Source organism: Streptomyces sp. bgisy100 (assembly GCF_057709105.1).
The window spans coordinates 1-26,127 of sequence record NZ_JBYITE010000046.1; the positions used below are offsets into that span (position 1 = coordinate 1).

The window sequence follows — 26,127 nt, forward strand, 5'->3', positions numbered from 1 at the left end:
CGGCGCGCGGGTGACCGGGCGCTCGCTCCGGGGCCGAGGCGCCGGTGACCGAGCGCGCCGGTGACCGAGCGCCCCGGGGACCGGCCGCCGTGTCCGGCTTGAACCCGGCCGGAGTCAGGCTCCCGGTGCCGGGCAGCCCCCGTCCCGGGGCGGCAGTTCCGGCCGTCGGAGGTCCGGTACGCGCGAGTGGTCCGGCGGGACCACCGGCGGATGCTGTTCCAGCAGGTCGAGGGCGATCTCCACGGCGTCGTCCAGCTGCCGGTGCCGGCCCTCGGCCCAGTCCAGCGGGGTGCGCTCCACCTCGATGTCCGGCTCGACGCCGTGGTTCTCCACGCCCCAGCCGTAGCCCTCGAACCAGGCGGCGTTCATCGGCACCGTGATGACCGTGCCGTCGCCGAGCCGGTGCCGGCCCGTCATGCCGACGACGCCGCCCCAGGTGCGCAGGCCCACCACTGGCCCCAGGCCCAGGAGTTTGAAGGCGGCGGTGATCATGTCGCCGTCCGAGGAGGTCATTTCGTCGGCGAGGCCGACGACCGGGCCCCGCGGGGCGTCCGACGGGTACGAGACCGGCTGGGCGTCGCGCGTCAGGTCCCAGCCCACGATGGTCCGGGTCAGCTTCTCGACCACCAGTTCGCTGATGTTGCCGCCCGCGTTGCCCCGGACGTCCACGATCAGCGCGTCCCGCGCCATCTCCATCCGCAGGTCCCGGTTGAACTGGGCCCAGCCGGAGCCGCCCATGTCGGGGATGTGCAGATAGCCGCACCGGCCGCCGCCGGCCTCCCGGACCACCGCGCGCCGTTTGGCCACCCAGTCCTGGTAGCGCAGCGGCCGTTCGTCGATGAGCGGCACGATCGCCACACGGCGCGGCGGGCCGGTGCCCCCGGGCGGTTCGAAGGCCAGCTCCACGGTGGTGCCGCCGGCGCCCGCCAGCAGCGGGAACGGGCCGGTCACCGGGTCGACCGGGCGCCCGTCGACCTGGGTGAGGACGGCGCCCTCGCGGATGCCGGACCCGGCCAGTGGGGAACGGGCCCGGGAGTCCGACGACTCGCCCGGCAGGATGCGGGACACCGCCCAGCGGCCGTCCCGGGTGTGCGCGAAGTTGACGCCGAGCAGCCCGATCGGGCGCTGGTAGTGCGGCGGGCCCTCGTTGCGGCGGGCGGGGGCCACGTAGGCGTGGGAGGTGCCCAGTTCGCCCAGCACCTCGCGCAGCAGGTCGGCGAACTCGTCGGGCGAGGCGACCCGTTCGACCAGCGGCCGGTACTGGTCCAGCACCCCGTCCCAGTCGACGCCGCACATGTGGCGCTCCCAGTAGTAGGCCCGGACGATCCGGCCCGCCTCCGCGTACGCCTGCCGCCATTCGGCCTCCGGGTCCACCTCGTGCATGATGCGCCGCAGGTCGAGATGGACGGTGGAGTCGCTGTCGCCGGTCTCGGTCGCCGGGACCGCGCTCAGGTCCCCGTCGTCGTTGACGACCAGCCGGGTGCCGTCGCCGCTGACCGCGAACCAGTCGAGGCCGGAGGCCAGTTCGGTGCGCTTGGCCCGTACGACGTCGAAGTGTTCCAGCGTCGGGCGGCCCGTGGTGTCCGCCGGGTGCGCGAAGGTCTCGCCGAGTGCGCCGGAGATCGGCCAGCGCAGCCACACCAGCCCGCCGCCGGCGACCGGGCGCAGCGCCGAGTACTTGGAGGCGGCGACCGGGAACGGGGTGACCCGGCTGGCCAGTCCCTCGGCCTCCACCAGCACCGACCCGTCGCCCTGGGTGTCCACCGGGTCCAGACCGCCCGCGGCCGTCCGGCCCTCCGCCGACAGCGCGAACGGCGAGGGCGTCGCCGACGACAGCGGGACCAGGTAGGGGCGGCAGCCGAGCGGGAAGGAGAGGTCGCCGGTGTGCACGTCGTACACCGGGTCGAAACCGCGCCAGGAGAGGAACGCCAGATAGCGGCCGTCGCCGGTGAACACCGGTTCCTCGTCCTCGAACCGCCCGTTGGTGACGTCGATGATGTGCCGGTCGGTCAGCCGGGCCAGTTTGATCTGGCGGAGCGAACGGCCGATGCCCGGGTGGGACCAGGTGAGCCAGGCCGAGTCGGGGGAGAAGGCGAGATCCCGGACCGGTCCGTTGGCCGAGCGGATCACCTCGGTGACCTCGGCCTCCTGCTGCTCGGCGCGGGGGTCGGCGGGCCCGCCGGCGGGTGCGGCCGTCCCGCCCTCGCCTGCTGTCCCGCCCTCGCCGGCCGGTCCGCTCCCGGCCGTCGCGCTCCCGTCGTCCGGTCCGTCACCGCCTGCCGTAGCCGCAGGTTCGGCCGGCACCCGGAGGACCAGCAGCCGTCCGTCGTGCGTGGCCACCGCCAGCCGCTGCCCGTCGGGGGACGCGACCAGTCCGTGCACCCGGCCGAGCGCTCCCGCGGCCATCCGCTGCGGGGCCCCGGTGGTGCCCGCCCGGGGCAGCGGCGCGATCTCCACCGCGTCGTCGCCCTCGGCGTCGGTGATGTAGGCGACGCGCCCCGTCGGGCCGAGGATCTCCGGCAGCCGGATCCGTACGCCCGGCACATCGGTGATGGTGCGGGCCGGTCCGTCGCGGTGGGTCAGCCAGTAGAGGCTGCCGCGCACACAGATCGCGCTGGCCCGGCCGGTGTCGTCCACGGAGAGCGAGTCGACGTGGGAGGAGGCCGGGATCTGGTAGCGGCGGCGCCCGGCCCGCGGACCGCCGAGCCGGACCTCCAGCTTCCGCGGGGCCCCGGCGGGGGAGAAGTCCTCGGCCAGCCAGAGGTCGCCCGCGCACTGGTAGACGACCCGCGAGCCGTCGGTGGACGCGTGGCGGGCGTAGAACCGGTCGTGGTCGGTGTGCCGCCGCAGGTCGGAGCCGTCCGGGAGACAGGAGTAGAGGTTGCCGATGCCCTCGTGGTCGGAGAGGAAGGCGATCCGGCCGGCCACGAACATCGGGCAGTCCAGATGGCCGTTCAGCTCCGGCAGCAGCCGGCGGCCGTGCAGGAACAGCCGTCCGGTGGCGCCGCCCCGGTACCGCTTCCAGGAGGCGGGCTCGTGCGGGGGCTTGCCGGTGAGCAGCAGGGTGCGGTGCTCGGTGCCCTCCGCCGGAGCGCCCGGGGGATCGCCGGGACCGCCCGCCGCGACGTCCGCGACCGCGATGTCGGAGATCGGGCCCCACGGCAGCCGCCCGCCGGGGCCGCCGTCCGTCGAGACCTTGTAGCCCCAGGAGTAGTAGGAGAACGGCTGCCCGTGCGAGGCCACCGCGAGGATGTGCCCGTCCGGGGTCCAGCCGCAGACCCGGGTGTCGGTGCTGCCCCAGTAGGTGAGGCGGCGGGCGGGCCCGCCCGCGACCGGGGCGAGATGGATCTCCGGGTCGAGGCTGCGCCAGGTGGTGAAGGCGATCAGGGTGCCGTCGGGGGAGAAGCGGGGGTGGCCGACGCGGGTCCGGTCGACGGTGATCCGGTGCGCCCGGCCGGGCGTCGCTCCCGCAGCGGGGAGGGGCGCCACCCACAGGTCGTCCTCGGCCGCGAAGCACAGCAGGCCGTCGTGGAGGTGCGGGAACCGGAGGTACGCGCCGTCGCTCACTGCAGTCCTCTGTTCGCTGCTCCGTCGCTTCCTCCCATGGTTTCGGCGGCGCCGGGCCCCGGCAACTCGTGGTCGCCCTCCGGCTCCGGGGCCCGGGGCTCCGGAGCCGGAGGGCCCGTGGTGCCCGCCTCGGTTCCCGGTCTGCGGCCCACCCGGCTTCCGGGTACCGCGGATCCCTCAGCGAAACGGTTGCGTTTCGTTGAGGACGGGCCTACCCTCCTGGTGTACGAAACAGTTTCGTTCCAAGTTCCTTCGATGGGAGGCCCTGGTGACTTCGGCTTCCGGCGCACCGGCCCGGCGCACAAGGCTCACCCCCGAGCGGGAGAGCGAGCTCTACGCGGCCGTGCTCGACCTGCTCCGGGAGCAGGGCTACGACGCCCTGACGATGGACGCGATCGCCGCCCGGACCCGTTCGAGCAAGGCCACCCTCTACCGCCAGTGGAAGGGCAAGCCGGAGCTGGTCGCCACCGCCCTGCGGCACGGCGGGCCGGTCCCGCTGGCGGGCATCGACACCGGGAGCCTCCGGGGCGACCTGGCGGAGATGCTGAACTGCTCCAGCGACACCCAGATCGAGAAGGACACCGCCCTGCTCCGCGGGCTGGCCCACGCCGTCTACCGCAATCCCGACCTGCACCGGGCCCTGCGCGAGCTGGTCATCGAGCCCGAACTCACCGGGCTGGAGCGGATGCTGGGGCGGGCGGTCGACCGCGGGGAGATCCGGGCCGGCCATCCCGCGCTGGAGTTCGTCCCCCACATGCTGATCGGCGCCTTCGTGGCGCGGCCCCTGATCGACGACCTGCCGATGGACGTCGACTGCCTGGAGCAGTTCATCCACGCCGTCGTGCTGCCCGCCCTCGAATCCTGACGCCCTCACACGCTCCGTCACCGTCCCCCCGGAGCCTGTCCCGTCCCTCCGACCCGCCCGTCCCTGTCCGTTCGACCGCACTCCGCACTGCCCGGATCCGACATTCCTGACGCGCCGCTCTCGTCGTCGGGCCGTCCCAGTACGCCCTGTTCGACCCCTCGATCCCACGGGAGCAGTTCCGTCATGGCCACCTTCCTCTACCGACTGGGCCGGTTCTCCTACCGGCGCCGGTGGTTCGTCGCCCTCATATGGGTGGCGTTGCTGACCGCGGTCGGGTTCGGCGCCTCGTCCGCCGGCTCGCCGCCCGCCAACTCCTTCTCCATCCCCGGCACCGAGGCGCAGAAGGCCTTCGACCTGCTCGACGAGCGCTTCCCGGGCATGCACGCCGACGGCGGCACCGCGCGCGTCGTTCTCCGCGCCCCCGACGGCGAGCGGATGACGGACCCGGAGCACAAGGCGGCGGCCGAGAAGGTCGTCCGCGAACTGCGGTCCGGATCGCAGGTGGCGCGCGTCGTCGACCCGTACCGGGCCAAGGCCGTCAGCAAGGACGGGCGGACCGTCTACGCCCAGGTCTCGTACCGGGTCTCCGGGTTCGAGCTGGAGGAGTCCTCGCGGGACGAGCTGAAGGAGGCGGGGAAGCACGGCCGGGACGCCGGCCTGACCGTCGAGATCGGCGGTGACGCCCTCCAGGTGATGCCGGAGAGCGGGGCCTCCGAGGTCATCGGGATCGCGGTGTCCGCCGTCGTCCTGGTCATCACCTTCGGCTCGCTGCTCGCCGCCGGAATGCCGCTGCTCACCGCCCTGATCGGGGTCGGCATCGGGGTGTCCGCCATCACCGCGCTCGGCAGCGCGCTCGATCTGTCGAGCACCACCGCCACGCTGGCCACGATGATCGGCCTCGCGGTCGGCATCGACTACGCGCTCTTCATCGTCTCCCGCCACCGGACCGAACTCGCCGAGGGCCGCGAGCCGGAGGACGCGGTGGGGCGGGCCGTCGGCACCGCGGGCTCCGCCGTCGTCTTCGCGGGCCTCACCGTGGTCATCGCCCTCGCCGGCCTCGCGGTCGTCGACATCCCGCTGCTGACCAAGATGGGCTTCGCCGCCGCGGGCACCGTCCTGATCGCCGTCCTCATCGCGCTCACCATGATCCCGGCGCTGCTGGGCTTCGCGGGCCGCCGCGTGCTGGGCCGCAAGGCACGCCGCGGCGACGCCCCGAAGGCGGCGGACAAGCCCAACGGCGGGACCCGCTGGGCGCGTTTCGTGCTGCGCCGCCCGGTGACCGTGCTGCTGGCGGGGGTGATCGGCCTCGGTGTGGTCGCCGTCCCCGCGGCCTCCCTGGAGCTGGGCCTGCCCGACGACGGCGGGCAGCCCACGAGCACCACCCAGCGCAAGGCGTACGACATGCTGGCGGACGCCTTCGGCCCGGGACTCAACGGCCCGCTGCTGCTGATGGTGGACGCCAAGGACAGCGACGATCCGCAGGCCGCCGTCCGCGCGGTGGCGAAGGCCGTCTCCCGGCTCGACGACGTCGCGGCGGTCACTCCGCCCCAGTTCAACAAGGCCGGTGACACGGCGACACTGACCGTCGTGCCCGACTCCGAGCCGAGCAGCCTCACCACCGAGGACCTGGTCAAGGAGATCCGCGGGGACACCCGCGACGCCGCCGCCGACGACGGCGCGGACCTCATGGTCACCGGCACCACGGCCATGAACATCGATGTCTCGCAGAAGCTCAACGACGCCCTCCTCCCCTACCTGGGGCTCGTCGTCGGCCTGGCCTTCCTGCTGCTGATCCTGGTCTTCCGGTCCATCCTCGTCCCGCTCAAGGCCGCACTGGGCTTCCTGCTCTCGGTGGTCGCCGCCCTCGGCGCGGTCGTGGCGGTCTTCCAGTGGGGCTGGCTGGGCGACCTGTTCGGGGTCGAGCAGACCGGACCGATCATGAGCATGATGCCGATCTTCCTGGTCGGCGTGGTCTTCGGCCTGGCCATGGACTACGAGGTCTTCCTGGTCACCCGGATGCGGGAGGCGTTCGTCCACGGGGAGCGGCCCGCTCAGGCGGTCGTCACCGGCTTCCGGCACGGGGCCCGGGTGGTCACCGCCGCCGCCGTCATCATGATCAGCGTCTTCGCCGGCTTCATCGGCAGCGACGAGTCGATGGTCAAGATGATCGGCTTCGGCCTCGCGGTCGCCGTCGCCTTCGACGCCTTCGTGGTGCGGATGACGATCGTGCCCGCGGTGCTGGCTCTGCTGGGCGGGAAGGCCTGGTGGCTGCCGCGATGGCTGGACCGGGTGCTGCCGCAGGTCGACGTGGAGGGCGAGGGGCTGCGGAAGCACCTCGGGGACGCGCCGGCGGGCACTGCGGATGACGTGGCGGGGGCTTCGGACGACGCCGCGGACGCCGCTGGTGTCCCGGCGGGCGGCGCGGATGTCCCGGCTCAGGCCGGTGCTCAGGCCGGTGCTCCGGACGGTGCCTCCGCCTCGCACGACGCCCCTGCCGCCGCTGCCCCTGCCGCTGCTCCGCGCCGTGACGAGGAGAGCGATCCGGAGTACAGCCGGACCTGAATCTCCGGGGGACGCGACAAGAGCGGCTCCGTCCCCCGGACCGCGCCGTGTCCCGTGGGGACGGGGAACGGCGCATCGCGGGCCCGGCCGGTGGACTCCTCACGGAGCCACCGGCCGGGCTCCGTTGCGTTCCGTTCCGCTACGCGGCAGCGCGGCGCGGCCGGTTTCCGTTCCGCGGCACCGCGGCCGGCTGCGACCTGTGGTCCGGTCCGGCTCGGCGCACCCGGCGTCCCCGGCTGTCAGCGGCACTCCGCCCGGCCGCGATCGGTGTCCGGCCCGGCGCACCCGGCGCACCCGGCGATCCCGGTCGTCCCCGGCACCCTGCCCGGCTGCGATCCGTGGCCCGGCCCGGTCCGGTGCACCCGGCTTTCCCGGTCGTCCCCGGCGCCCTGCCCGGCCCGGAGCTCTTCCGTCCCCGGCACCCCGCCTGCCCCCGAGCGCTTCCGCCCCCGTCGGCCCGCACCGCTCCGAGCACACCGGTCCCCGCCGGACCGCTCCCAGTCCTGCCGCCCCCGGTCAGACCGGTGTCCGGACATACTGTGCCTCCGCCTCCTCCAGGAGTTCCGCCGCCAGGTGGTCCAGTGCCCGGTCCAGCCGGGCCCGGTCCGCCGCGTCGGTGACGTCCCAGTCCTCGAGCCGCTGGTCCAGCCAGTGCCGCCAGGCAGCGGTCAGCCGGTCGATCTCGGCCCGGCCGGCGGCCGTCAGCCGGAGCCCGTCGCCGTCCCGCAGCGCGTACCCCGCCTCCGCGACCCGCTGGAACACCGGCTCCAGCACCTCCGTCGGCATCCGGTGCGCCCCGGCGATCTCGGTCAGGGACGCCCCGCCGCGGACCCGGGCCCGCCAGTGGATCTGACCGATCGCCCAGGCCTGGCCGGGGGAGAGCGGACTGTCGCAGTCGGCCAGCAGCTCCCGGGTGACCGGCCCGCCGGTCCTGCGCAGCACGCCGGCCACGGCCCGTGCGAGCTGCTGGTCCGTGTCCGGGCTGTCGGGCGCGGCGAAGCCCTCGCCCAGGTCGGAGGCCTCCGCGCGGGCGCTGTCGCGCAGCGGCACCTCCTTCAGGAACAGCGCCACCGCGAAGCCGACCAGCGACACCGGGACCACCCAGAGGAAGACGTCGTTCACGGTGTCGGCGTATGCGTCGATGAACGGGGCGGCCCGCGCGTCCGGCAGCAAGTGGAGCCCCTTCGGGCTGCGCACCAGCCCGTCCGGGACGCCGGGGGAGGCGGCGTGCGCCTCGGCGAGGTTCGGCTCCAGCCGGCTGCTGTAGAGGCTGCCGAAGACAGCCGTGCCGAAGGCGCTGCCCAGGGTGCGGAAGTACGTCACCCCGGAGGTCGCGGCCCCCAGGTCGTGGTACGGCACGGTGTTCTGCACGGCGATCGTCAGCACCTGCATGGTGAGGCCGATCCCCAGCCCCAGCACGAACATGTAGAGCAGCTCCAGCCAGACGCCGGTACTGCTGCCCATGGTGGACATCAGGAACAGCCCGAGTGCGGTGAGCGCCGAGCCCAGGATCGGGAAGATCTTGTATCTGCCGGTGCGGCTGACCACCTCGCCCGCGAGCAGGGCGGTGGTCAGCAGCCCGATGACCATGGGCAGGGTGCGCACCCCGGAGGCGGTGGCCGTGATGCCGTCGACGAACTGCAGATACGTCGGCAGATAGGTCAGGGCCCCGAGCATCGCGAAGCCGACGATGAAGCTGAGGATCGAGCAGACCGTGAAGACCGGATTCCGGAAGAGCTCCATCGGGAGCATCGGCTCCCGGGCCCGTAGCTCCACGAAGACGAACCCGGTGAGCAGCAGCACCGAGCCGAGGAGCAGGCCGATGACGGTCGCGGAGGTCCAGGGATAGGTGCTCCCGCCCCACTCCAGGCCCAGAACGAGGGCGGACGTGCCGAGCGCCGCCAGCACGATGCCCGCGTAGTCGATCACCGGGCGGGCCGCCGCGCGGATCACCGGGACGGTCCGGGCGGCCATGACGACCATGACGGCGGCGATCGGGATGTTGATGTAGAAGCACCAGCGCCAGGTGGCCTGGTCGGTGAAGACCCCGCCGAGGGTGGGGCCGACCACGGTGGTGATGCCGAAGACGGCGCCGAGCGCGCCCTGGTACTTGCCGCGCTGCCGCAGTGGGATGACGTCGGCGATCAGCGCCATCGCGGTGACCATCAGACCGCCGCCGCCGACGCCCTGGATCGCCCGGCCCCCGATCAGCATCGCCATGCTCTGCGCCGAGCCGGCCAGCAGGGAGCCCACCACGAAGATGCCCGCGCTCACCTGGAAGACGACCTTCCGGCCGAACATGTCGCCGAACTTGCCGACCAGCACGGTCGCGACGGTCTCGGTGAGCAGATAGGCCGTGATCACCCACGCCATGTGCCCGGAGCCGCCCAGCTCCGCCACGATCGTGGGCAGCGCCGTGGAGATGATGAGCTGGTCGAGGGCGGCCAGCATCAGCCCGAGGACCACCGTCGCGAACACCGCGTTGGTGCGGCGCCGGCTCAGCTGGGGCGGGGCAACGGAAGGTCCGGCAGCCGTCAGCATGGCGTCGACCTCCCTCGCGGATCGCCTGCCCCGCGCCCCCCGGATGACTCCTGCGCGGCGTCCTCTCCAGGATTTGGTCAGAAGTCCGGCCCCGCCACCTCGGACTCCCCGCGCGCCCCGGAGGCCCCCGCGGAGCGCCCCGCCCCGGCGCCGGGAGAACCGTTCCGGAGCCGGCGGGACAACTGCTCCGGAGCGGCCGGGGAGAACCGTTCCGGAACCGCCGGGGAGAACTGTTCCGGGCCCCGGGCCTCGCGAAGCTCTGCCGCGCCGGGCGTCAGGAGGACCGTTCCGGAGCTCCCGGGACCCGCGTGGCTCTGCCGCGCCGGGCGCCGTCGTCCCGGACCCCCGGCGTTCCGCGGTGACTGTGCTCTTGCATATGGTTCGCAGTCGGCGCCTATCATTGAATGTTCACCACAACGCCGGAGCGGAGCCCCGCCCATGCATGTCCCCGACGGATTCATCGACGCACCCGTGTCCGTGGCCACCGGCGTCGTCGCCGCTGCCGCGGTCGCCGTCAGCCTGCGCGGGGCCAGGCGTGAGCTGGACGAGCGCACCGCGCCGCTGGCCGGTCTCGTCGCCGCCTTCATCTTCGCCGTGCAGATGCTGAACTTCCCGGTCGGCGTGGCCACCAGCGGTCACCTGCTCGGCGGCGCGCTCGCCGCGATCCTCGTCGGCCCGTGCACCGGCATCCTCTGTGTCTCCGTGGTGCTGCTGATGCAGGCGGTGCTCTTCGCGGACGGCGGGCTCACCGCGCTCGGCGTCAACATCACCGACATGGCCGTGGTGACGGTGCTGGTCGCCTACGCGCTGTTCCGGCTGCTGGTGAAGGTGCTGCCGCAGAACCGCGGCTCGGTCACCGCGGCCGCGTTCGTGGCCGCGCTGGTCTCCGTACCGGCCGCTGCCGTCGCCTTCACCGGGCTCTACGCCCTCGGCGGGACGAAGGACGTGCCCCTGGGCACGGTGTTCGCCGCCATGGTCGGCGTGCACGTCCTCATCGGCCTCGGCGAGGCGGCGATCACCGCGCTGACGGTGGGTGCCGTGCTCGCGGTCCGCCCCGATCTCGTCTACGGCGCCCGCGGTCTGCGGCCCTCGCTGACCCTGCGCACCCCGCCCGTCGCCGCCCCCGCCGCCCCGTCCGGAGCCACTCCGTCCGGCGCCACCGCCGTCGGACGGAAGCCCGCGGAGGACGGCCCGGCGCGCTCCGGGGAGGCGAGCGCCTGATGGCACGCACCGCGGATCACGACGAGAACGCCGCCGCATCGAAGGCCCCAACACCGCAGGCCCCAACACCGCAGGCCACCGCATCGCAGGCCACGGCACCGAAAGCCGCAACACCGCAGGCCGCGGCACCGAAGGCCACCGCACCGCAGGAGGACGCCGCCATGGCCACCGCGACCCCGTCCGCACCGGAATCCGGCACGCCCGCGCCGGGGAAGCGCACCCGGCTCAGCACCCGGCGCCTGTGGATCATCGGTGTCCTGGCCGCGCTGCTGCTCGCGGGCGGCCTCAGCTACTACGCCTCCGCCAGTCCCGACGGCCTGGAGAAGGTCGCCGCCGACCACAAGATGGACACCAAGGTCGAGGTGCACACCTTCGCGAACTCGCCGCTCGCCGACTACCAGACCAAGGACGTCGAGAGCCCCCGGCTCTCCGGCGGCCTGGCCGGGGTGATCGGCGTCGGCGCGACCCTGCTCGTGGGCACCGGCTTCTTCTACGTCATCCGCCGCCGCAGCCCCGACACCGGTCCGGGCGACTCCTCCGCGACCGGCTGACATGGGAGCGGGGCACGCCCACCGCCTCTACCGGCCCGGCGCATCGCCGGTGCACCGGCTCCCGGCGCAGTGCAAGATCGCGGCGGTGCTCTGCTTCGTCCTCGTCGTGGTCGCCACCCCGCGGGCGGCCCTCTGGGCCTTCGGCTGCTACGCGCTGCTGCTGGCCGCGGTGGCGGCCACGGCCCGCATTCCGGCCGGAGTGCTGCTGAAACGGCTGCTCATCGAGGTGCCGTTCGTGCTCTTCGCCTTCTTCCTGCCGTTCGTGGCGAGCGGCCCCCGGACCGAGGTGCTCGGCCTCCAGCTCAGTGTCTCCGGCCTCTGGGGCGCCTGGAACATCCTGGCCAAGGGCACCCTCGGCGTCGCCGCCTCCGTGCTGCTCGCCTCCACCACCGAGCTGCGCTCGCTGCTGCTCGGTCTCCAGCGGCTGCGGCTGCCCCCGCTCCTCGTGCAGATCGCCTCGTTCATGATCCGCTACGGGGACGTGATCACTGACGAGATGCGCCGGATGCGGATCGCCCGGGTCTCGCGCGGCTTCGAGGCGACCGGCCCGCGCCACTGGAAGGTGCTCGCGACCTCGGCCGGCGCGCTGTTCATCCGCTCCTACGAGCGGGGCGAGCGGGTGCACCTGGCGATGGTCAGCCGCGGCTACGCGGGCAGCATGCCGGTGATCGACGACGTGACGGCGTCCCGCGCCCAGTGGGCGTGCGCCGCGGCCCTCCCCGCGGCGGCCCTCGTCGTGTGCCTGATGGGATGGACCCTTGTCTGACGACCTGGACCGCACGCGACGATCCGGACCGCACGCGACGACCCGTACTGCTGGTCCGACGACCTGGACCGCCCGACGACCTGGACCGCCCGATGGGATGGACCCGCCTGATGGGATGGACCCCGTGACCGCCGCCCCCGCCCCGGACCCCGCGTCCGCCCCGGACCCCGCCCCAGCCCCGGACCCCGCGTCCGCCGACGTCCCCGCGTCGCTCGAGGTCAGCCGGCTCGCCTACGCCTACCCCGACGGCCACCAGGCGCTGTTCGGCGTCGATCTGACCGTGGCCCGCGGTGAGCGGGTCGCCCTGCTGGGCCCCAACGGCGCCGGGAAGACCACCCTGGTGCTGCACCTCAACGGCATCCTCACCGGCGGCGCGGGCAGTGTGAGCGTCGCCGGGCTCCCGGTGGCGAAGCCGAACCTCGCGGAGATCCGCCGCCGGGTCGGCATCGTCTTCCAGGACCCGGACGACCAGCTGTTCATGCCCACCGTCCGGGAGGACGTCGCGTTCGGACCGGCCTCGGCCGGGCTGCGCGGCCCGGAGCTGGAGGACCGCGTCGTCCGGGCGCTGGAGCGCGTCGGCATGGCGGAGTACGCCGCCCGGCCGCCGCACCACCTCTCGTTCGGGCAGCGGCGCCGGGTCGCGGTCGCCACGGTGCTCGCCATGGAGCCGGAGATCCTGGTGCTGGACGAGCCCTCGTCCAACCTCGACCCCGCCTCCCGCCGGGAGCTCGCCGACATCCTGCGGTCGCTGGACGTCACCGTGCTCATGGTCACCCACGACCTGCCGTACGCCCTGGAGCTCTGCCCGCGCTCGGTGGTGCTCAGCGGCGGCGTGATCGCCGCCGACGGCCGCACCCAGGACCTGCTGTGCGACGCGGACCTGATGCGCGCCCACCGGCTGGAGCTGCCCTTCGGCTTCGATCCGCGCTCGGTGACGGTCCCCGCCGGCTGACCGTACCCACGGTAGCTACCCCCCGGTAACTTAAGGGTCCGGCAGCCCGGTACGTTGAGCCCGATGATGTTGAACGCACCTGTTCACCTGTGAGGGCCCGCATGCTCCAGGACCTCCCGACCGTTGCCCCGCCCCGGTCGGCGACCCCTGCTCCGATCCGGCCGGCGGAGATCGTCTACCTGGCGGAGGCCACCGCGCACGGCGGCCGTGACGGCTTTCTCCGCACTCCCGACGGGCAGCTCGACGTCCGGGTCGGCATCCCCCGCGAGCTGGGCGGCGACGGCGTGGGAACCAACCCCGAGCAGCTCTTCGCCGCGGGCTGGAGCGCCTGCTTCCACAGCGCCCTGGCTCTCGTCGGCGACCGCGCCGGGCACGACCTCACCGCCGCCACGGTCAGTGCCAAGGTGGGCCTCGGGCCCACGGAGGCCGACGCGTTCGGCTTCGACGTGGCGCTCCGGGTCTCCCTCCCGCTCCTCGACCAGTCCCTGGCCGAGCGCTTCGTGGCCGAGGCCCGCCAGGTCTGCCCGTTCTCCAACGCCACCCGCGGCAACATCGACGTCTCGATCATGCTCTCCTGACGCTCCGTAGCCGGGCCGCTCCGCCACCCCGGCCGCCGGACGGGCCCCGCCGTCGGGCCGCCGCGGCGGCCCAGGCACCATGGGGAGGTTGTCGGGTTACGAGTCGTGGCAGGAGTACGCACCAGTGGTGGACGTCCAGGGCATGGTGGTGGACGGCTTCGAGCCGGTCCGGGACGCCTTCGTCCGTAACTTCGGCCTACGCGGGGAACGCGGCGCGGCGGTCGCCGTCCACACCCGTGACGGGCAGGCGGTCGACCTGTGGGCGGGCACCGCCGACGCCGACGGCTCGGAACCCTGGCAGGAGAACACCGCGCAGATCGTCCGCTCCGCGACGAAGGGCGTCGCCGCCGCCGTACCGCTGATGCTGCATCAGCGCGGCCAGCTCGACCTGGACGCCCCGGTGGGCACCTACTGGCCCGAGTTCAAGGCGAACGGCAAGGAACGGGTGCTCGTCCGGCATCTGCTCTCGCACCGCGCCGGGCTGCCCGTGCTCGACACCCCGCTCACGCCCGAGGAGGCCACCGACGGCGTCAGCGGGCCCCGGGCGATGGCCGCCCAGGCACCCGCCTGGGAGCCGGGCACCGCGCACGGCTACCACGCCCAGACCTACAGCTGGCTGCTGGGCGAACTGGTGCGGCGGATCACCGGCCGCACCATCGGACGCTGGATCGCCGACGAGATCGCCGGGCCCCTCGGCCTGGACCTGTGGCTCGGACTGCCCCCGGAGGAGGCCCACCGGGTCGGCCGGATCGGCGATGTCACGGCCCCCGAACCGCCCGCCTCGCAGGGGCTGAAGGTCCGCCCCAAGCGCTCGGTCTCCGAGGCCTACCACGACCCCGGCTCCCTCACCCGGCGCGCCTTCACCGCCATCGACCCGCTGCCGGACGAGAACGCCCCCGGCTACCGCGCGGCCGAACTCCCCGCCTCGGCCGGGATCGCCACCGCCCGCTCCCTGGCCCGGTTCTACGCCGCGCTGATCGGCCCGGTGCCGGGCGGCCGCTGTCTGCTGGCGCCCGCGACGCTCACCCTCGCGCGGACGGAGGAGTCCACCGGACCGGACCGGGTCCTCGTCGTCAACACCCGCTTCGGCCTGGGCTACATGCTGCACGGCCCGGCGTCCCCGCTCCTCGCGCCCGGCTCCTTCGGCCACCCGGGGCGCGGCGGCTCGCTGGCGTTCGCCGACCCGGAGTCCGGCATCTCCTTCGGCTACGTCACCAACGGCATGCAGCAGAACGTCACGGCCGATCCGCGGGCACAGGCCCTGGTCCGCGCGGTCCGGGAGTGCCTGGCGGCACGGCGGGGTTGAGCCGGCGCGGGGCGCTCGACGCCGGGGCAGGTCCGGGGGTGACGGCCGCGGCGTACAACGGCTCCCGGGTCCGGTGCGGGTCCGGTGCTGGCGTCGGGTGGGCGCTGCCGCGTGGTGGAAGTCGGCAGCTCAGGGCCCCGGATGCCCCGCGCATGCGGTGCCACGGCCCGGGATGCACCGCGCGGGAGGTACGAGGGCCGGGCCGCCCCGCGCAGGGGGCGCGACGGCCGGGATGCACCGGGCCGGATCCCGTTGGACGATGGAAGAACACCGTCCATGCCGTCGGCCGTGTGCCGGGCCGGGCAACTGCCCTCTGTTGCGCACGGACCGGGCATGGACGCACGACGCCGAGCCCTGCGGACGACCTGCCGGAGCACGGCCGATCGCGTCGCTGAGCCGTCGATCGTGCGACTGAGGTCGTCAATGCGGCTGAGCCGGGGCGTTCGCGAACCTGCTTCTCGCCGGTCCGGGCCGCTCGGCCCCGTCGCCCGGCAGGGCCCGCGCCGACGCGCCGACGGAGGAGGCCACCATGTCCAGCCAGGCCCAGGAACGGCCGGGGCGGGCCGTAGCGGATCTGCCGTTCGAGACCGGAACGCTCGAAATGCTCCCTGACAAGGGCATTTCCTTTCCCGAGCTCCAGGAACTGGAGCTGGAGCCCCGGATCAGCCATATGCTCGGCCTCGGCCAGGACGTCACGCACACGGTGCGGGCGCTGTCGAAGACCATGACGTTCCAGGGGAAGCTCTTCACGGCGGCGCACGCCCCGATCGCCACCCTGGAGAACGTCACGGTGACCGCGACCCAGGCGTCCGACCCGCACACCGGCGTCCCGTTCGTCCACGTCACGCTCGACTACTTCGCCACGTCGCACGGCTTCCGCACCGGCCGCGGCGCCCCGGGCGAACCGCTGGGCGCCCCGCAGGGCCTGTACTTCCGCAACCAGGCCGGCGGCACCGTGTACTCCTGGGGCTTCCCGAACGACGACTTCCGCCTGGAGTGCGGATGGGAGCGGCGGCACTGCTTCCACCACTTCTACGACAAGACCTTCGTCGGCTGGTTCGACGTGTGGGAGGGCATCCTCCACGAGGTGCGGGGCGTCTTCTTCCGCTGCTGAGAGGCTCTTTGGGCCGGTGGCCCGCCGGTGTCACGTCGTCCCGGCGCCGAAGCACACCGCACCAGGCCGGGGATCCCGCCCCCGCGGAAACCCTCCGAAACTGCCCGGCCCCGCTTCTCCGTGTCTGCGCGGGGCCGGGCACCGGGGCGGTGCGCGGCGTACACCCCGGCCCGCCCCTGCTCGGATGCCTCCGTCAGACCTCGTCCGGATCAGCCCGTTCCGCTCCGGCCGACGTCGCGATCTCGGCCCAGACGACCTTGCCGATGCCATGACGGCGGGGGCACGCGCCCCAGTTCTCCGCCAGTGCGATGACCAGGGCCAATCCCCGTCCGTGCTCGTCCTCGCCCCGGGCGTCGCGCGGCTCCGGGGGCTCGGTGCTCGCATCGGCTACCTCGATGCGCAGGCAGCCCGGCTGCCGGGCGAACCGCACACCGATCTCCCGCCCCGGTGGAACGCGCGCGTGCACCTGGGCGTTGGTCATGAGCTCCGAGAGCACCAGGCATGCCGTGTCGACGGTGCGCGCATCCGTCTCCCACGCCGCGAGCTGGGTACGGAGCACGGCCCGCGCCAGCGGAACGCTCCGCGGGGTGCGGGGGAATCGCCATGCGGCCTCGGCGGAGGCGCGCACCGAGCGGGGAGCGGTCGCAGCCGCCCCGAGAGGTTCTGTCATGGTCGGCAGGATGCTGCGGGAGCCGGTGCGGTGACAGGGACGGGCGGTGCGACCCGGGACCCCCACCGGGACACGGTGTCCTACTCCTACTCCTACTCCTCGATGTGTAGCCGCATCGCCAGATCCCGGACGGGGGAGTGTCGTCGGCGTTCCCGGCCCCGGAGTTCCGCGACCAGATGGCGCGAGGTGGCGTGGTAGCGCATCCACTCGGGAGCCGTGCGGTCGGCGGCCAGCAGCGCACGGACCGCACGGTCGTCGTGCCCCAGATCGGCGTAGGCGAGTGCGCGGTCCACCTGGTGCCTGGCCAGCCAGGTCGGCGGCAGCGAGGAGGTGTCCCGCACCTGCTGTGCGTGCTCGATGGCCCTGCCGGGCTGCCCCATCTCCACATAGGCGTTCACCGCGGCGACGGCGGCGTTGGTGGGGCCGAACGGCGTCGCGTAGTCCAGCCGGTCCGTGCCGATCCGGGCCGCCGCGGCCGAGGCCAGCGACAGCAGGTCGCGCGCGGTGTCCCCCCGCTCGGCCCGTACCGCCGCCGTCGCCCCGCGCAGCAGCAGGATGCCCCACAGGGACAGATCGACCGGGGCCGAGCGGAAACCGGGCTCGATGCGCTCCGCGGTCGCGACCGCCACCCGCTCGGCGTCGTCGATCCGCCCCTGCTTGGTGAAGATCCAGGACAGACAGGAGATCGCCATCGTCTCCAGGCGGGGGTCGTCGGAGCGCCGGGCAGCCGCGACGGAGTGCTCGATCGCCGTGAAGGCGGCGTCCTCCTTGCCGAGCCCGGCCAGCGTGGTGGCGGCGACCTGGTACGCCTCCGCCAGCACCGCCTGTGCGGAGGCTCGTTCGGCGCCGGTGAGAGCCCGCACGGCTGCCCGAGCGTCCGCGATCAGCACCGGCAGGACCGAGGTGATCCGCGTGAACTCGCCCCGCCGCCGGACGAGTTCCGTGGAGCGCAGCGAGGCCCGCAGCTGCGGGAGGGAGGGCGGCGGTACGTCGTCCTCACCGGCGTCCAGGCCGGGGATCTCCGCGAGCGGGGTGACGGCGCGGCGCAGGGCGAGCAGGCTGGGCGGGTCCGCGCCGTTCGCCGGTTCCAGCACCGTCGGCTGACCGACGAGCACCGAGGTCTCGACATCCAGCGCCCGCGCCAGGGCGTTGAGCGTGGTCAGCCGTGCCGTCCGGCGCTGGTTCTGCTCCAGCTTGCGTACGGTGTCCACGCTGAGGCGGGCCCGTTCCGCGAGCTGCTCCTGAGTCGTGCCGCGGCGCATGCGCAGCGCCGCCAGCCGGTCCCCGATGGTCAGAGCGTCAGCCATGGTCACCCCCGTCCGGGTCACCGTCCACGGTACGCCCGCCCGGCGGTGCCCCGGGGCAACCCGCGGGGGACATCGGGCCGTTGGCCCGGCTCGCAAGACGCACCGCGAGCCCGTCCGCACATCCTCGGGCCTTGCGGGACCGTGCACTGTGCCCGCCCGGGCCGCGAGGCCTCATTGGGCGCTCATCGTGCAAGGACCCTTTGACGCACACCCGGCGCCGGGACGGCCCGGCGGCGGTACACCGGCCGCCGGGCCGTCCCCGCCCTCAACTCGTATGCAGCATCAGCCCGATGCCCACCACCATCAGCGCCGCCGCCGCGATCCGGGGCGTGCCGAAGCGTTCCTTGAAGAACACCGTGCCGATGGCGGCCCCGACGATGATCGACGATTCGCGCAGCGCGGCGATCGGGGCGAGGGCGGCCCGGGTCTGGGCCCACAGGACCAGGCCGTACGCGGCGACCGAGAGCACGCCGCCGCACAGGCCCCGCACCGCGTACGGGCGGAGCTGGGCGGGCAGGGCGCCGCGCCGGGTGGCCAGGGCGACGGCGGGGATGGCCACGCCCTCCAGGATCATCAGCCAGGCGATGTAGCCCACCGGGGTGCCGGACGCCCGGACCCCCATGCCGTCGACGACGGTGTATCCGGCGATCGCCAGGCCGGTGCCGAGGGCGGCGAGAATCGCGGGCCAGTGCGGGCGGGTGCCCGAACCGCGGATGCCCCACAGCGCGAGCCCCACCAGCCCCGCCGACGCCACCACGACGCCCGCCGAGGCCCAGCCGTCCGGCACCTCGCCGACGAAGACCGCCGCGAGGACGGTCACCACCAGAGGAGCCGTGCCCCGGGCGATCGGATACATCTGGCCGAAGTCGCCCAGCCGGAACGACCGCATCAGCAGGGACATGTAGGCGACATGGAGCACGGCCGAGAGGAGCAGATACGGCCAGGCGTCCCGGGCGGGCAGCGGCGCGAAGCACGCGAGCACCGCGCCGCACACCGCGCCGCCGCCGCTCACCAGGGTGAACGCGACCAACTGGTCCTTCATGTGGTGGGCGATGGCGTTCCAGCCGGCGTGGGTGACGGCGGCGAGGAGCACCGCCGCCGCGACGAGAGGCGTCACGCTTCCCGCTCCCGCACGTCGGCGAGCGTGGCGCCCGCGTGGCCGGTCAGGGTCTCCGGGTCGAGCGCGAACACCGTGTGCGGGGTGCCGGCCGCGGCCCACACCACGCCGTGGCGGAGCAGTCCGCGGTCCGCGAGGACCCGGGTGCGGGTGCGGTGCCCGAACGGCGGCACCCCGCCGATCGCGTAGCCGGTGGTCTCACGGACGAGCGCCGCGTCCGCCCGCCGGACCTCCGCCGCACCGAGTTCGGCCCGCACGCGCTCCAGGTCCACGCGGGACGCGCCGTCCAGGAGCACCAGCACCGGAACGCCGTCGGCCGCGAACACCAGGGACTTGACGATCTGATCCAACGAGCAGCCGATGGCGGCCGCGGCCTCGGCGGCCGTCCGGGTCGCGTCGGGGAAGCGGCGGACCTCGACGTCGAGGCCGAGTTCGCGCAGGGCCTCCGCGAAGCGGGGATGGGCGTGTGCTGTGGGCCGGTCCGGGGCGTTGTCGGGTGATGCCATGGCCTCGACGCTAGCGGTAGGTGCATGGGCCACGCGATGGTGATTCCGCGCACGCCGGGGTCCGGCTGTCCCCCGGTCCGCCGAACTCCCCGCGCGTTTCCGGGCCTCGGCCGGGTCCGGTCGCCCGGGATGGGCCACGCGGCCGTACGGGTGCGGCGAGGGTCACACCGGGACGGCCGCCCCTCCCGGAAACCTCCGGGGACGGGCGGCCGTCGGTTTGCCTCTCCGCTGCGCTGCCGGGCGGGTCAGCCCCCCGCGCGCAGCAGCTGGGCCACCACCGGTCCCGCCGACGAGCCGCCGTGGCCGCCCTCGGGGACCACCGCCGCCGCGGCCAGGTCGCCCCGGTAGGCGGTGAACCAGCCGTTCGGCTTCTTCTGGCCGTCGACCTCCGCCGAACCCGTCTTGGCGCCGATGTCGCCGCCCAGTCCGGCCATCGCCTCGGCCGCCGTGCCCTGGGTGGCGGTCAGCCGCATCATCTTGCGCAGCTGCTGCGCGGTGTCCGCGGACAGCGGGCGGGCCGCCTCGGCGAGCTTCCGCTTGTCGAGGGACGGGGCGACCAGGTACGGCTGGTGGAACGAGCCGGTGCGCACGGTGGCGGCGACCGACGCCATGGTGAGCGGGTTCATCCGGACCCCGCCCTGCCCGATCAGCGAGGCCGCCTTGGGGGCGGCGGACTGCACCGGGACGGCGCCGTCGAAGGACGGTACGCCGGTCTGCCAGTTCAGGCCGATGCCGAAGACGTCCCGCGCCTCCTTGGTGAGTTCGGAGTCGCTCAGCTTCTCCGCCTGCGTGATGAAGGCGGTGTTGCAGGAGCGGGCGAAGCTCTGCTCGAACGTGCCGTTCTTGATCTCGAACTTCTTGTCGTTCTGGAACTTCCAGCCGCCGTACGGCGCGTACTTCGGGCACGGGTGCTGCTTGCCCCAGCCGGCCAGCCCCTTGTCGATGAGCAGCGCCGAGGAGATGACCTTCATCGTGGAGCCCGGGGCCAGCGAGCCCTGGAGCGCGGTGTTGTAGCCCTGGGCGGGAGAGTTGGCGACGGCCAGGATCTCCCCGGTACGGGCCTTGCTCAGCACCACGGCCGCCTTGCCGTGCTTGCTGATCGACTTCTCGGCCCGGGTCTGCAGCGCGGCGTCGAGGGTGGTGCGGAGCGTGCCGGGGGTGCCCTTGGAGAGCACCTTCAGCGTCTTGTCGGGCTGTTCGGCCTTCTTGCCGGCCGCGGAGGTGTCGGGGGAGGCACCCGCGGCGTCGTCCGAGCCGCCCGCGCGCTCGATCCACAGCTCCACCCCGGCCGTGCCGCCGGCCTTGTCGCCGTACCGCTCGCGCAGGTTGGCCAGCACACCGGAGAGCGCCGGGTGGGTCTTCTCCGTCAGCGGGGTGCCGTTGCGGTCGACCGCCTTGATCGGCGGCGCCTCGGCCTCGCCCGTCTTCAGCGAGTCCCCGGCGTGCAGCTCGGGGTGGACCACGGAGGGCTGCCAGTTCACCACGGCCCGCCCGGTCCGCCGCTCGCGCACCACGTCGAGCTCGGAGGAGTACGTCCAGGTGGCCGTCCGGTCGCCGTAGGAGATCCGGGCCTCCACGTCGAACGGCACCGTGCCGCCGCGGCGGGCGCCCGGGTCCAGCCGGACCTCGGAGATGTGCGCGTCCGTGCGGTAGGCGCGCAGCGCCGTCGCCGCGGCCTCGCGGTCGTCGGTGTACTTCGCCGCCTGCCGCGGGTCGCCGGAGCCCCACGCGGCGAGGAACCCCCGCGTGGCCTTCCTGACCTCGGCCGCATCCGGCGGGCCGGTCTTCACCGACGGCTTGCCGTCCGCGGCCGTTCCGTCGGCCGGGCCGTCCAGCAGCGCGTACGCGCCGTACCCGGCAGCTCCCAGCACCAAGGCCGTGATGCCGCCGATGACAGCGGCCTTACCGCCACTCCGCATTGGAGAAACCCCCAGAGTGTCTCTCTGTCCTCTTAATCAATCGATTAAGAGCGCGATCGCGGCGCACTCTACGCGATCAGACCCACGTGTCCAGCCACATGCGGTTCCGCCAGGCCTCCACCGGCAGCGGCTGACCGGTGTAAATCGGGAAGAAGTAGATGAAGTTCCAGACGATCAGCAGGACCAGGACACCCGCGCCGACCGCCCCCAGCGTCCGCCGCCGCTCGCTCGCTCCCCGCGGCCCCAGCAGCGCCCCGATCATCATCGTCACGGCCAGGCACAGGAACGGCACGAAGACGACCGCGTAGAAGAGGAAGATGGTCCGCTCCTGGTACAGGAACCAGGGCAGCCAGCCCGCGGCGATCCCGCACAGGACCGCGCCCGCCCGCCAGTCCCGCCGGAACGCCCAGCGGTAGAGGACGTAGAGCACCGCGAAGCAGCCGGCCCACCACAGCACCGGGGTGCCGAGCGCCAGCACCTCCCGGGCGCACTTGTCGGCGGCGTCCACCGGGCAGCCCGCCTTGCCGGGGCCGGGGGACTCGTAGAAGTACGAGACCGGGCGGCCGAGGACGAGCCAGCTCCACGGGTTCGACTCGTAGGTGTGCGGCGAGGTCAGCCCGACATGGAAGTTGTAGACCTCGGACTGGTAGTGCCACAGGCTGCGCAGGCTGTCCGGCAGCCAGCTCCACGCCCCGCCCCGGTGCGGATCGGTCGACGCCCAGTCGCGGAAGTAGCCGCCGCGGGTGGCGAACCAGCCCGCCCAGGACGCGATATAGGTGACGATCGCCACCGGCACCAGCGAGCAGAACGCGGGCAGCAGGTCGCGCCGGCCCGTCGAGCGGTACGCGCGTCGGGCGCCGGCGGTGCGCCGGGCCGCCACGTCCCAGGCCACCGTGAGCAGGCCGAACGCGGCCAGCACGTAGAGGCCGTTCCACTTCGTGGCGCAGGCCAGGCCCAGACACAGCCCCGCCGCCAGCCGCCACGGCCGCCATCCCAGCCGCAGCCGGTCGCCCACCTCGTCGGACGGATGCACCGTCCCGTCCGGGTCCGCCGGGAGCGCCGCCGCCAGCCGGGCCCGGGTGCGGTCCCGGTCCGCCAGCAGGCAGCCGAACGCCGCCAGGATCCAGAACATCAGCACCAGGTCCAGCAGCGCCGTGCGGCTCATCACGAAGTGCAGGCCGTCCACGGCGAGCAGTCCGCCCGCCAGGCAGCCGAGCGCCGTGGAGCGGAACAGCCGCCGCCCGATGCGGCACAGCATCAGCACGGACAGGGTGCCGAGCAGCGCGACCATGAAGCGCCAGCCGAACGGATTCAGCCCGAAGACCGACTCGCCCAGCGCGATCGTCCACTTGCCCACCGGCGGATGGACGACGTACGAGTGCTCGGGGCTGAGCGGGATGCGCTGCGGATCGCCCAGGATCAGGTCGTTGGCGTTCTTGGGCCAGGTGCCCTCGTAGCCGTACTGCAGCAGCGACCAGGCGTCCTTGGCGTAGTACGTCTCATCGAATATCACCGCATTCGGGCTGCCCAGGTGCCAGAACCGCAGCAGCCCCGCGACCAGCGCGACCAGCAGCGGGCCGCCCCAGCCGGACCAGCGGGCGAGCCGGTCCGCCACGCGCGGACCGAGGCCCAGCAGCGTCCACAGCACGGTGCCCGGCGGCGCGTACGGCGGCACCAGCCGGTCCCGCAGCGGGGTCCGCGGCCGGTCCAGGTGGCCGAAGCGGCGCAGCCGCAGCTGCCAGGCGGTCGGCTTGGGGTGCGGGGCCGTGGCCCCCGGGGGCCGCTCGGCGCGCACCGGCGGCGCTCCTGTCGTACTGGTCACCGCGCCATCGTAGGGAACGTGGCTGTGCGATGGCGCCCGCCCGCTCCGGGAGGCGGCGCGCGGCCGGCGCGGCGCCGCCGGAGCGCGGACGACGGGGCGCCCCGGGCCCCTGCGAGGATGGGGGCGTGACTGGAACGCTGGTACTCGCAGGGACCCCCATCGGCGACATCGCGGACGCGCCGCCGCGGCTCGCCGCCGAGCTGGCCGCCGCCGATGTGGTGGCCGCCGAGGACACCCGGCGCCTGCGCCGGCTCACCCAGGCGCTCGGGGTGCAGCCCGCCGGCCGGATCGTGTCGTACTTCGAGGGCAACGAGAGCGCCCGCACCCCCGAGCTGGTCGACGCGCTCACCGGCGGGGCGCGGGTGCTGCTGGTGACCGACGCCGGGATGCCGTCGGTCTCCGACCCGGGCTACCGGCTCGTCGCGGCCGCGGTCGAGCAGGAGATCCCGGTCACCGCGGTCCCCGGGCCGTCGGCCGTGCTCACCGCGCTCGCCCTGTCCGGGCTGCCCGTCGACCGGTTCTGCTTCGAGGGGTTCCTGCCGCGCAAGGCGGGCGAGCGCCTCGGCCGGCTCCGTGAGGTCGCCGACGAGCGCCGCACCCTCGTCTACTTCGAGGCCCCGCACCGGCTCGACGACACCCTCGCCGCGATGGCCGAGGTGTTCGGTGCGGACCGCCGCGCGGCCGTGTGCCGGGAGCTGACCAAGACCTACGAGGAAGTGCGCCGCGGCCCGCTGAAGGACCTGGCCGCGTGGGCCGCCGAGGGCGTGCGCGGGGAGATCACCGTGGTCGTCGAGGGCGCCCCCGCGCCGGGCCGGCAGGAGCTCGGCCCGGAGGAGCTGGCCCGCCGCGTCGCGGTGCGGGAGGAGGCCGGGGAGCGCCGCAAGGAGGCCATCGCGGCCGTGGCGGCGGACGCGGGTCTACCCAAGCGGGAGGTGTTCGATGCGGTCGTGGCGGCAAAGAACGCGCAGCGAACGGGACCTTCGGAAGGTAAAGGACTAATCTGATAAGCAAAGGCCGCACGATGCGTGGGGCACTTTTCACAAACAAGCCCAAAATCTGAACCAACAGGTGGCAGGGCCTGCTGTGTTCCGGCCGGGCGGGGAGTCCACTGGAGGTGGGACGTCCCGGTCCCGGAGAGCTTGTCCGGTGGACAAGAGGAGCTGGCATGAGTGAGACCGCAGACACCTCGCGCAGTGTTCCCCCCGCACCCCGCAACGGCGGGTCGGAGCCGCCTGTGCACGAGGCCTACTCGTTCGCCTGTATGCGCTGCGGCCACGGCTGGGAGCAGGCGTACGAGATACGCCATCACACCGACGCCCAGGGCCGGTCCGTCGTCACCTACTACACGGACGGCCGCCGGGTGCCGTCCCCGCTGACCACCCCGGTCTGCGGGAACTGCGACGGTCATGTGGTGCGGATCATGCGCTCCGGCCAGATCCCGTCGGCCGCGGCCGCGCTGGGGGAGCAGGGCATCGCCGGTCCGCTGCTCTCGGCGGCACCGATGCGGCCGCCGGTCGTGACCACGGAGTCGGCGGAGCCGGTCGTTCCGGCCCCGGCCGCCGAGGAGGACCGCGCCGCCGGTGCTCCCCACCGCCGCCACTTCGCGGATCTGCTGCACGTCTTCCACCGCAAGTGACCGACGTGCCACCCGGGGCGACCGCGGCAGCCGCCCGCTTCTCGCCCCGGGGGTCCGCATAGGATCGCCGCCATGGCGGCAACAGCATCGGCACCCGGCACGGACGGCAGGAACGGCAAGCGGGACGACAAGGCCGTGCCGCCGCCGCTGCCCGAGCCGCTGCGGGTGCCCGTCGCCGACTCGCACACCCATCTCGACATGCAGTCCGGCACCGTCGAGGACGCGGTCGCCCAGGCCGCCTCGGTCGGCGTGACCACGCTGATCCAGGTCGGCTGCGATGTGAAGGGCTCCCGCTGGGCCGCCGAGACCGCCGCCGCCCACGACGGCGTCTGGGCGACCGTGGCGCTGCACCCCAACGAGGCCCCCCGGATCGTCCACGGCGACCCCGACGGCTGGTCCCGGCAGGGCGCCCGGGAGCCCGGCGGCGAAGCGGCCCTCGACGCCGCGCTCGCCGAGATCGACGCCCTCGCCGCGCTGCCGCAGGTGCGCGGCGTCGGCGAGACGGGGCTGGACCGCTTCCGCACCGGCCCGGAGGGCATGGCCGCGCAGGAACTGTCGTTCCGCCGCCACATCGACATCGCCAAACGGCACGGCAAGGCGCTCGTCATCCACGACCGGGAGGCGCACGAGGACGTGCTGCGGGTGCTGGCCGAGGAGGGCGCACCCGACACCGTCGTCTTCCACTGCTACTCCGGCGACGCCGCGATGGCCGAGATCTGCGCGGAGCGCGGCTATCTGATGTCGTTCGCCGGCAACGTCACCTTCAAGAACGCCCAGGACCTGCGGGACGCGCTGGCCGTCGCCCCGCTCGACCTCGTCCTGGTGGAGACCGACGCCCCCTTCCTCACCCCGGCGCCGTACCGCGGACGGCCCAACGCCCCCTATCTGATTCCGGTCACCCTGCGGGCCATGGCGGACGTCAAGGGCGTGGACGAGGACACCCTGGCCGCGGCCGTGGCAGCCAATACCGCCCGCGCTTTCGGCTACTGACGGCGGCACCCGGACCGCCCCCGGCGCGCCCTCCCCGGCGACGCCACGTAGTCGGTTGACTTTGGAGCGTGACGAAACCTCCGCTACAGTCCCGGCCCGACACTGACATCCGGGGGCACCTCCCCGCGGCAGCCGGG

The 26,127-nt window shown here is 73.8% G+C and carries 18 protein-coding genes and 1 pseudogene; 11 read left to right on the forward strand and 8 right to left on the reverse strand.

Translation table 11 applies throughout. From position 1 onward, the window contains the following. Positions 1-114: 114 nt before the first annotated feature. A complete protein-coding gene (locus tag AC3EQ1_RS25055) occupies positions 115-3,567 on the reverse strand; it encodes a S41 family peptidase (RefSeq protein WP_432096591.1) in 3,453 nt (1,150 codons plus the stop codon). A 268-nt stretch (positions 3,568-3,835) separates the two neighbouring features. On the opposite strand from AC3EQ1_RS25055, the gene AC3EQ1_RS25060 reads away from it, so the two are divergent. After that, positions 3,836-4,432: a TetR/AcrR family transcriptional regulator gene (locus AC3EQ1_RS25060; protein WP_432096592.1), complete on the forward strand. Its 597-nt coding sequence runs from the start codon at positions 3,836-3,838 to the stop codon at positions 4,430-4,432. Between the two features lie 183 nt (positions 4,433-4,615). Further along, positions 4,616-6,994: an MMPL family transporter gene (locus AC3EQ1_RS25065; protein WP_432096593.1), complete on the forward strand. Its 2,379-nt coding sequence runs from the start codon at positions 4,616-4,618 to the stop codon at positions 6,992-6,994. 516 nt (positions 6,995-7,510) lie between these two features. Here AC3EQ1_RS25065 and AC3EQ1_RS25070 read toward each other — a convergent pair. Continuing rightward, on the reverse strand, positions 7,511-9,535 hold the full coding sequence (locus tag AC3EQ1_RS25070) for an MDR family MFS transporter (RefSeq protein WP_432096594.1): 2,025 nt from the start codon (positions 9,533-9,535) through the stop codon (positions 7,511-7,513). Between the two features lie 438 nt (positions 9,536-9,973). On the opposite strand from AC3EQ1_RS25070, the pseudogene AC3EQ1_RS25075 reads away from it, so the two are divergent. The 6 genes and pseudogenes from AC3EQ1_RS25075 to AC3EQ1_RS25100 all read left to right on the forward strand — a co-directional run bounded on the left by AC3EQ1_RS25075 (position 9,974) and on the right by AC3EQ1_RS25100 (position 16,023). Then, positions 9,974-11,307, forward strand: a pseudogene (locus AC3EQ1_RS25075) (energy-coupling factor ABC transporter permease). Between the two features lies 1 nt (position 11,308). Then, positions 11,309-12,073, forward strand: coding sequence for a cobalt ECF transporter T component CbiQ (gene cbiQ / locus AC3EQ1_RS25080; protein WP_432096595.1), 765 nt, complete (start codon positions 11,309-11,311; stop codon positions 12,071-12,073). 115 nt (positions 12,074-12,188) lie between these two features. Further along, complete coding sequence (locus AC3EQ1_RS25085) at positions 12,189-13,025, forward strand: energy-coupling factor ABC transporter ATP-binding protein (RefSeq protein ID WP_432096596.1); 837 nt, start codon at positions 12,189-12,191, stop codon at positions 13,023-13,025. 101 nt (positions 13,026-13,126) lie between these two features. After that, complete coding sequence (locus AC3EQ1_RS25090) at positions 13,127-13,603, forward strand: organic hydroperoxide resistance protein (protein ID WP_432096597.1); 477 nt, start codon at positions 13,127-13,129, stop codon at positions 13,601-13,603. Positions 13,604-13,745: 142 nt separating this feature from the next. After that, positions 13,746-14,909: a serine hydrolase domain-containing protein gene (locus tag AC3EQ1_RS25095; protein WP_432096630.1), complete on the forward strand. Its 1,164-nt coding sequence runs from the start codon at positions 13,746-13,748 to the stop codon at positions 14,907-14,909. A gap of 529 nt (positions 14,910-15,438) precedes the next feature. After that, a complete protein-coding gene (locus tag AC3EQ1_RS25100) occupies positions 15,439-16,023 on the forward strand; it encodes a hypothetical protein (protein ID WP_432096598.1) in 585 nt (194 codons plus the stop codon). A 193-nt stretch (positions 16,024-16,216) separates the two neighbouring features. Here AC3EQ1_RS25100 and AC3EQ1_RS25105 read toward each other — a convergent pair whose 3' ends face one another. The 6 genes from AC3EQ1_RS25105 to AC3EQ1_RS25130 all read right to left on the reverse strand — a co-directional run bounded on the left by AC3EQ1_RS25105 (position 16,217) and on the right by AC3EQ1_RS25130 (position 23,364). Then, positions 16,217-16,693, reverse strand: a complete 477-nt coding sequence (locus AC3EQ1_RS25105; protein ID WP_432096599.1) for an ATP-binding protein — start codon at positions 16,691-16,693, stop codon at positions 16,217-16,219. Positions 16,694-16,785: 92 nt separating this feature from the next. Next, the gene (locus AC3EQ1_RS25110) at positions 16,786-18,000 is read right to left on the reverse strand and encodes a helix-turn-helix domain-containing protein (protein ID WP_432096600.1); all 1,215 of its coding nucleotides are present in this window, start codon (positions 17,998-18,000) and stop codon (positions 16,786-16,788) included. Positions 18,001-18,265: 265 nt separating this feature from the next. Beyond that, complete coding sequence (locus tag AC3EQ1_RS25115; protein WP_432096601.1) at positions 18,266-19,117, reverse strand: EamA family transporter; 852 nt, start codon at positions 19,115-19,117, stop codon at positions 18,266-18,268. Further along, positions 19,114-19,623 carry a YbaK/EbsC family protein gene (locus AC3EQ1_RS25120; protein ID WP_432096602.1) on the reverse strand — a complete coding sequence of 170 codons (510 nt, stop codon included), beginning with the start codon at positions 19,621-19,623 and terminating at the stop codon, positions 19,114-19,116. The genes AC3EQ1_RS25115 and AC3EQ1_RS25120 overlap by 4 nt, the downstream gene beginning before the upstream one ends. Positions 19,624-19,868: 245 nt before the next feature. Then, positions 19,869-21,542: a penicillin-binding transpeptidase domain-containing protein gene (locus AC3EQ1_RS25125; RefSeq protein ID WP_432096603.1), complete on the reverse strand. Its 1,674-nt coding sequence runs from the start codon at positions 21,540-21,542 to the stop codon at positions 19,869-19,871. Positions 21,543-21,618: 76 nt separating this feature from the next. Next, entirely contained in the window at positions 21,619-23,364 is a 1,746-nt protein-coding gene (locus AC3EQ1_RS25130) for a dolichyl-phosphate-mannose--protein mannosyltransferase (protein WP_432096604.1), read from the reverse strand. Positions 23,365-23,489: 125 nt separating this feature from the next. On the opposite strand from AC3EQ1_RS25130, the gene rsmI reads away from it, so the two are divergent. The 3 genes from rsmI (at position 23,490) to AC3EQ1_RS25145 (ending at position 25,990) form a co-directional block, all read left to right on the forward strand. Next, positions 23,490-24,368 carry a 16S rRNA (cytidine(1402)-2'-O)-methyltransferase gene (gene rsmI / locus AC3EQ1_RS25135; RefSeq protein WP_432096605.1) on the forward strand — a complete coding sequence of 293 codons (879 nt, stop codon included), beginning with the start codon at positions 23,490-23,492 and terminating at the stop codon, positions 24,366-24,368. Positions 24,369-24,529: 161 nt separating this feature from the next. Then, positions 24,530-25,000 (forward strand): hypothetical protein, encoded by a 471-nt coding sequence (locus AC3EQ1_RS25140; protein WP_432096606.1) that lies wholly within the window; start codon positions 24,530-24,532, stop codon positions 24,998-25,000. Positions 25,001-25,072: 72 nt separating this feature from the next. Then, positions 25,073-25,990, forward strand: coding sequence for a TatD family hydrolase (locus AC3EQ1_RS25145; RefSeq protein WP_432096607.1), 918 nt, complete (start codon positions 25,073-25,075; stop codon positions 25,988-25,990). The last annotated feature ends 137 nt before the right edge of the window (positions 25,991-26,127 follow it).

Bases quoted from the DNA above. Each gene is read 5' to 3' on its own strand.
- AC3EQ1_RS25065 (WP_432096593.1), top strand. From the start codon at position 4,616: ATGGCCACCTTCCTCTACCGACTGGGCCGGTTCTCCTACCGGCGCCGG.
- AC3EQ1_RS25070 (WP_432096594.1), bottom strand. From the start codon at position 9,535: ATGCTGACGGCTGCCGGACCTTCCGTTGCCCCGCCCCAGCTGAGCCGG.
- cbiQ (WP_432096595.1), top strand. From the start codon at position 11,309: ATGGGAGCGGGGCACGCCCACCGCCTCTACCGGCCCGGCGCATCGCCG.
- AC3EQ1_RS25085 (WP_432096596.1), top strand. From the start codon at position 12,189: ATGGACCCCGTGACCGCCGCCCCCGCCCCGGACCCCGCGTCCGCCCCG.
- AC3EQ1_RS25090 (WP_432096597.1), top strand. From the start codon at position 13,127: ATGCTCCAGGACCTCCCGACCGTTGCCCCGCCCCGGTCGGCGACCCCT.
- AC3EQ1_RS25095 (WP_432096630.1), top strand. From the start codon at position 13,746: ATGGTGGTGGACGGCTTCGAGCCGGTCCGGGACGCCTTCGTCCGTAAC.
- AC3EQ1_RS25100 (WP_432096598.1), top strand. From the start codon at position 15,439: ATGTCCAGCCAGGCCCAGGAACGGCCGGGGCGGGCCGTAGCGGATCTG.
- AC3EQ1_RS25105 (WP_432096599.1), bottom strand. From the start codon at position 16,693: ATGACAGAACCTCTCGGGGCGGCTGCGACCGCTCCCCGCTCGGTGCGC.
- AC3EQ1_RS25110 (WP_432096600.1), bottom strand. From the start codon at position 18,000: ATGGCTGACGCTCTGACCATCGGGGACCGGCTGGCGGCGCTGCGCATG.
- AC3EQ1_RS25120 (WP_432096602.1), bottom strand. From the start codon at position 19,623: ATGGCATCACCCGACAACGCCCCGGACCGGCCCACAGCACACGCCCAT.
- AC3EQ1_RS25125 (WP_432096603.1), bottom strand. From the start codon at position 21,542: ATGCGGAGTGGCGGTAAGGCCGCTGTCATCGGCGGCATCACGGCCTTG.
- AC3EQ1_RS25140 (WP_432096606.1), top strand. From the start codon at position 24,530: ATGAGTGAGACCGCAGACACCTCGCGCAGTGTTCCCCCCGCACCCCGC.
- AC3EQ1_RS25145 (WP_432096607.1), top strand. From the start codon at position 25,073: ATGGCGGCAACAGCATCGGCACCCGGCACGGACGGCAGGAACGGCAAG.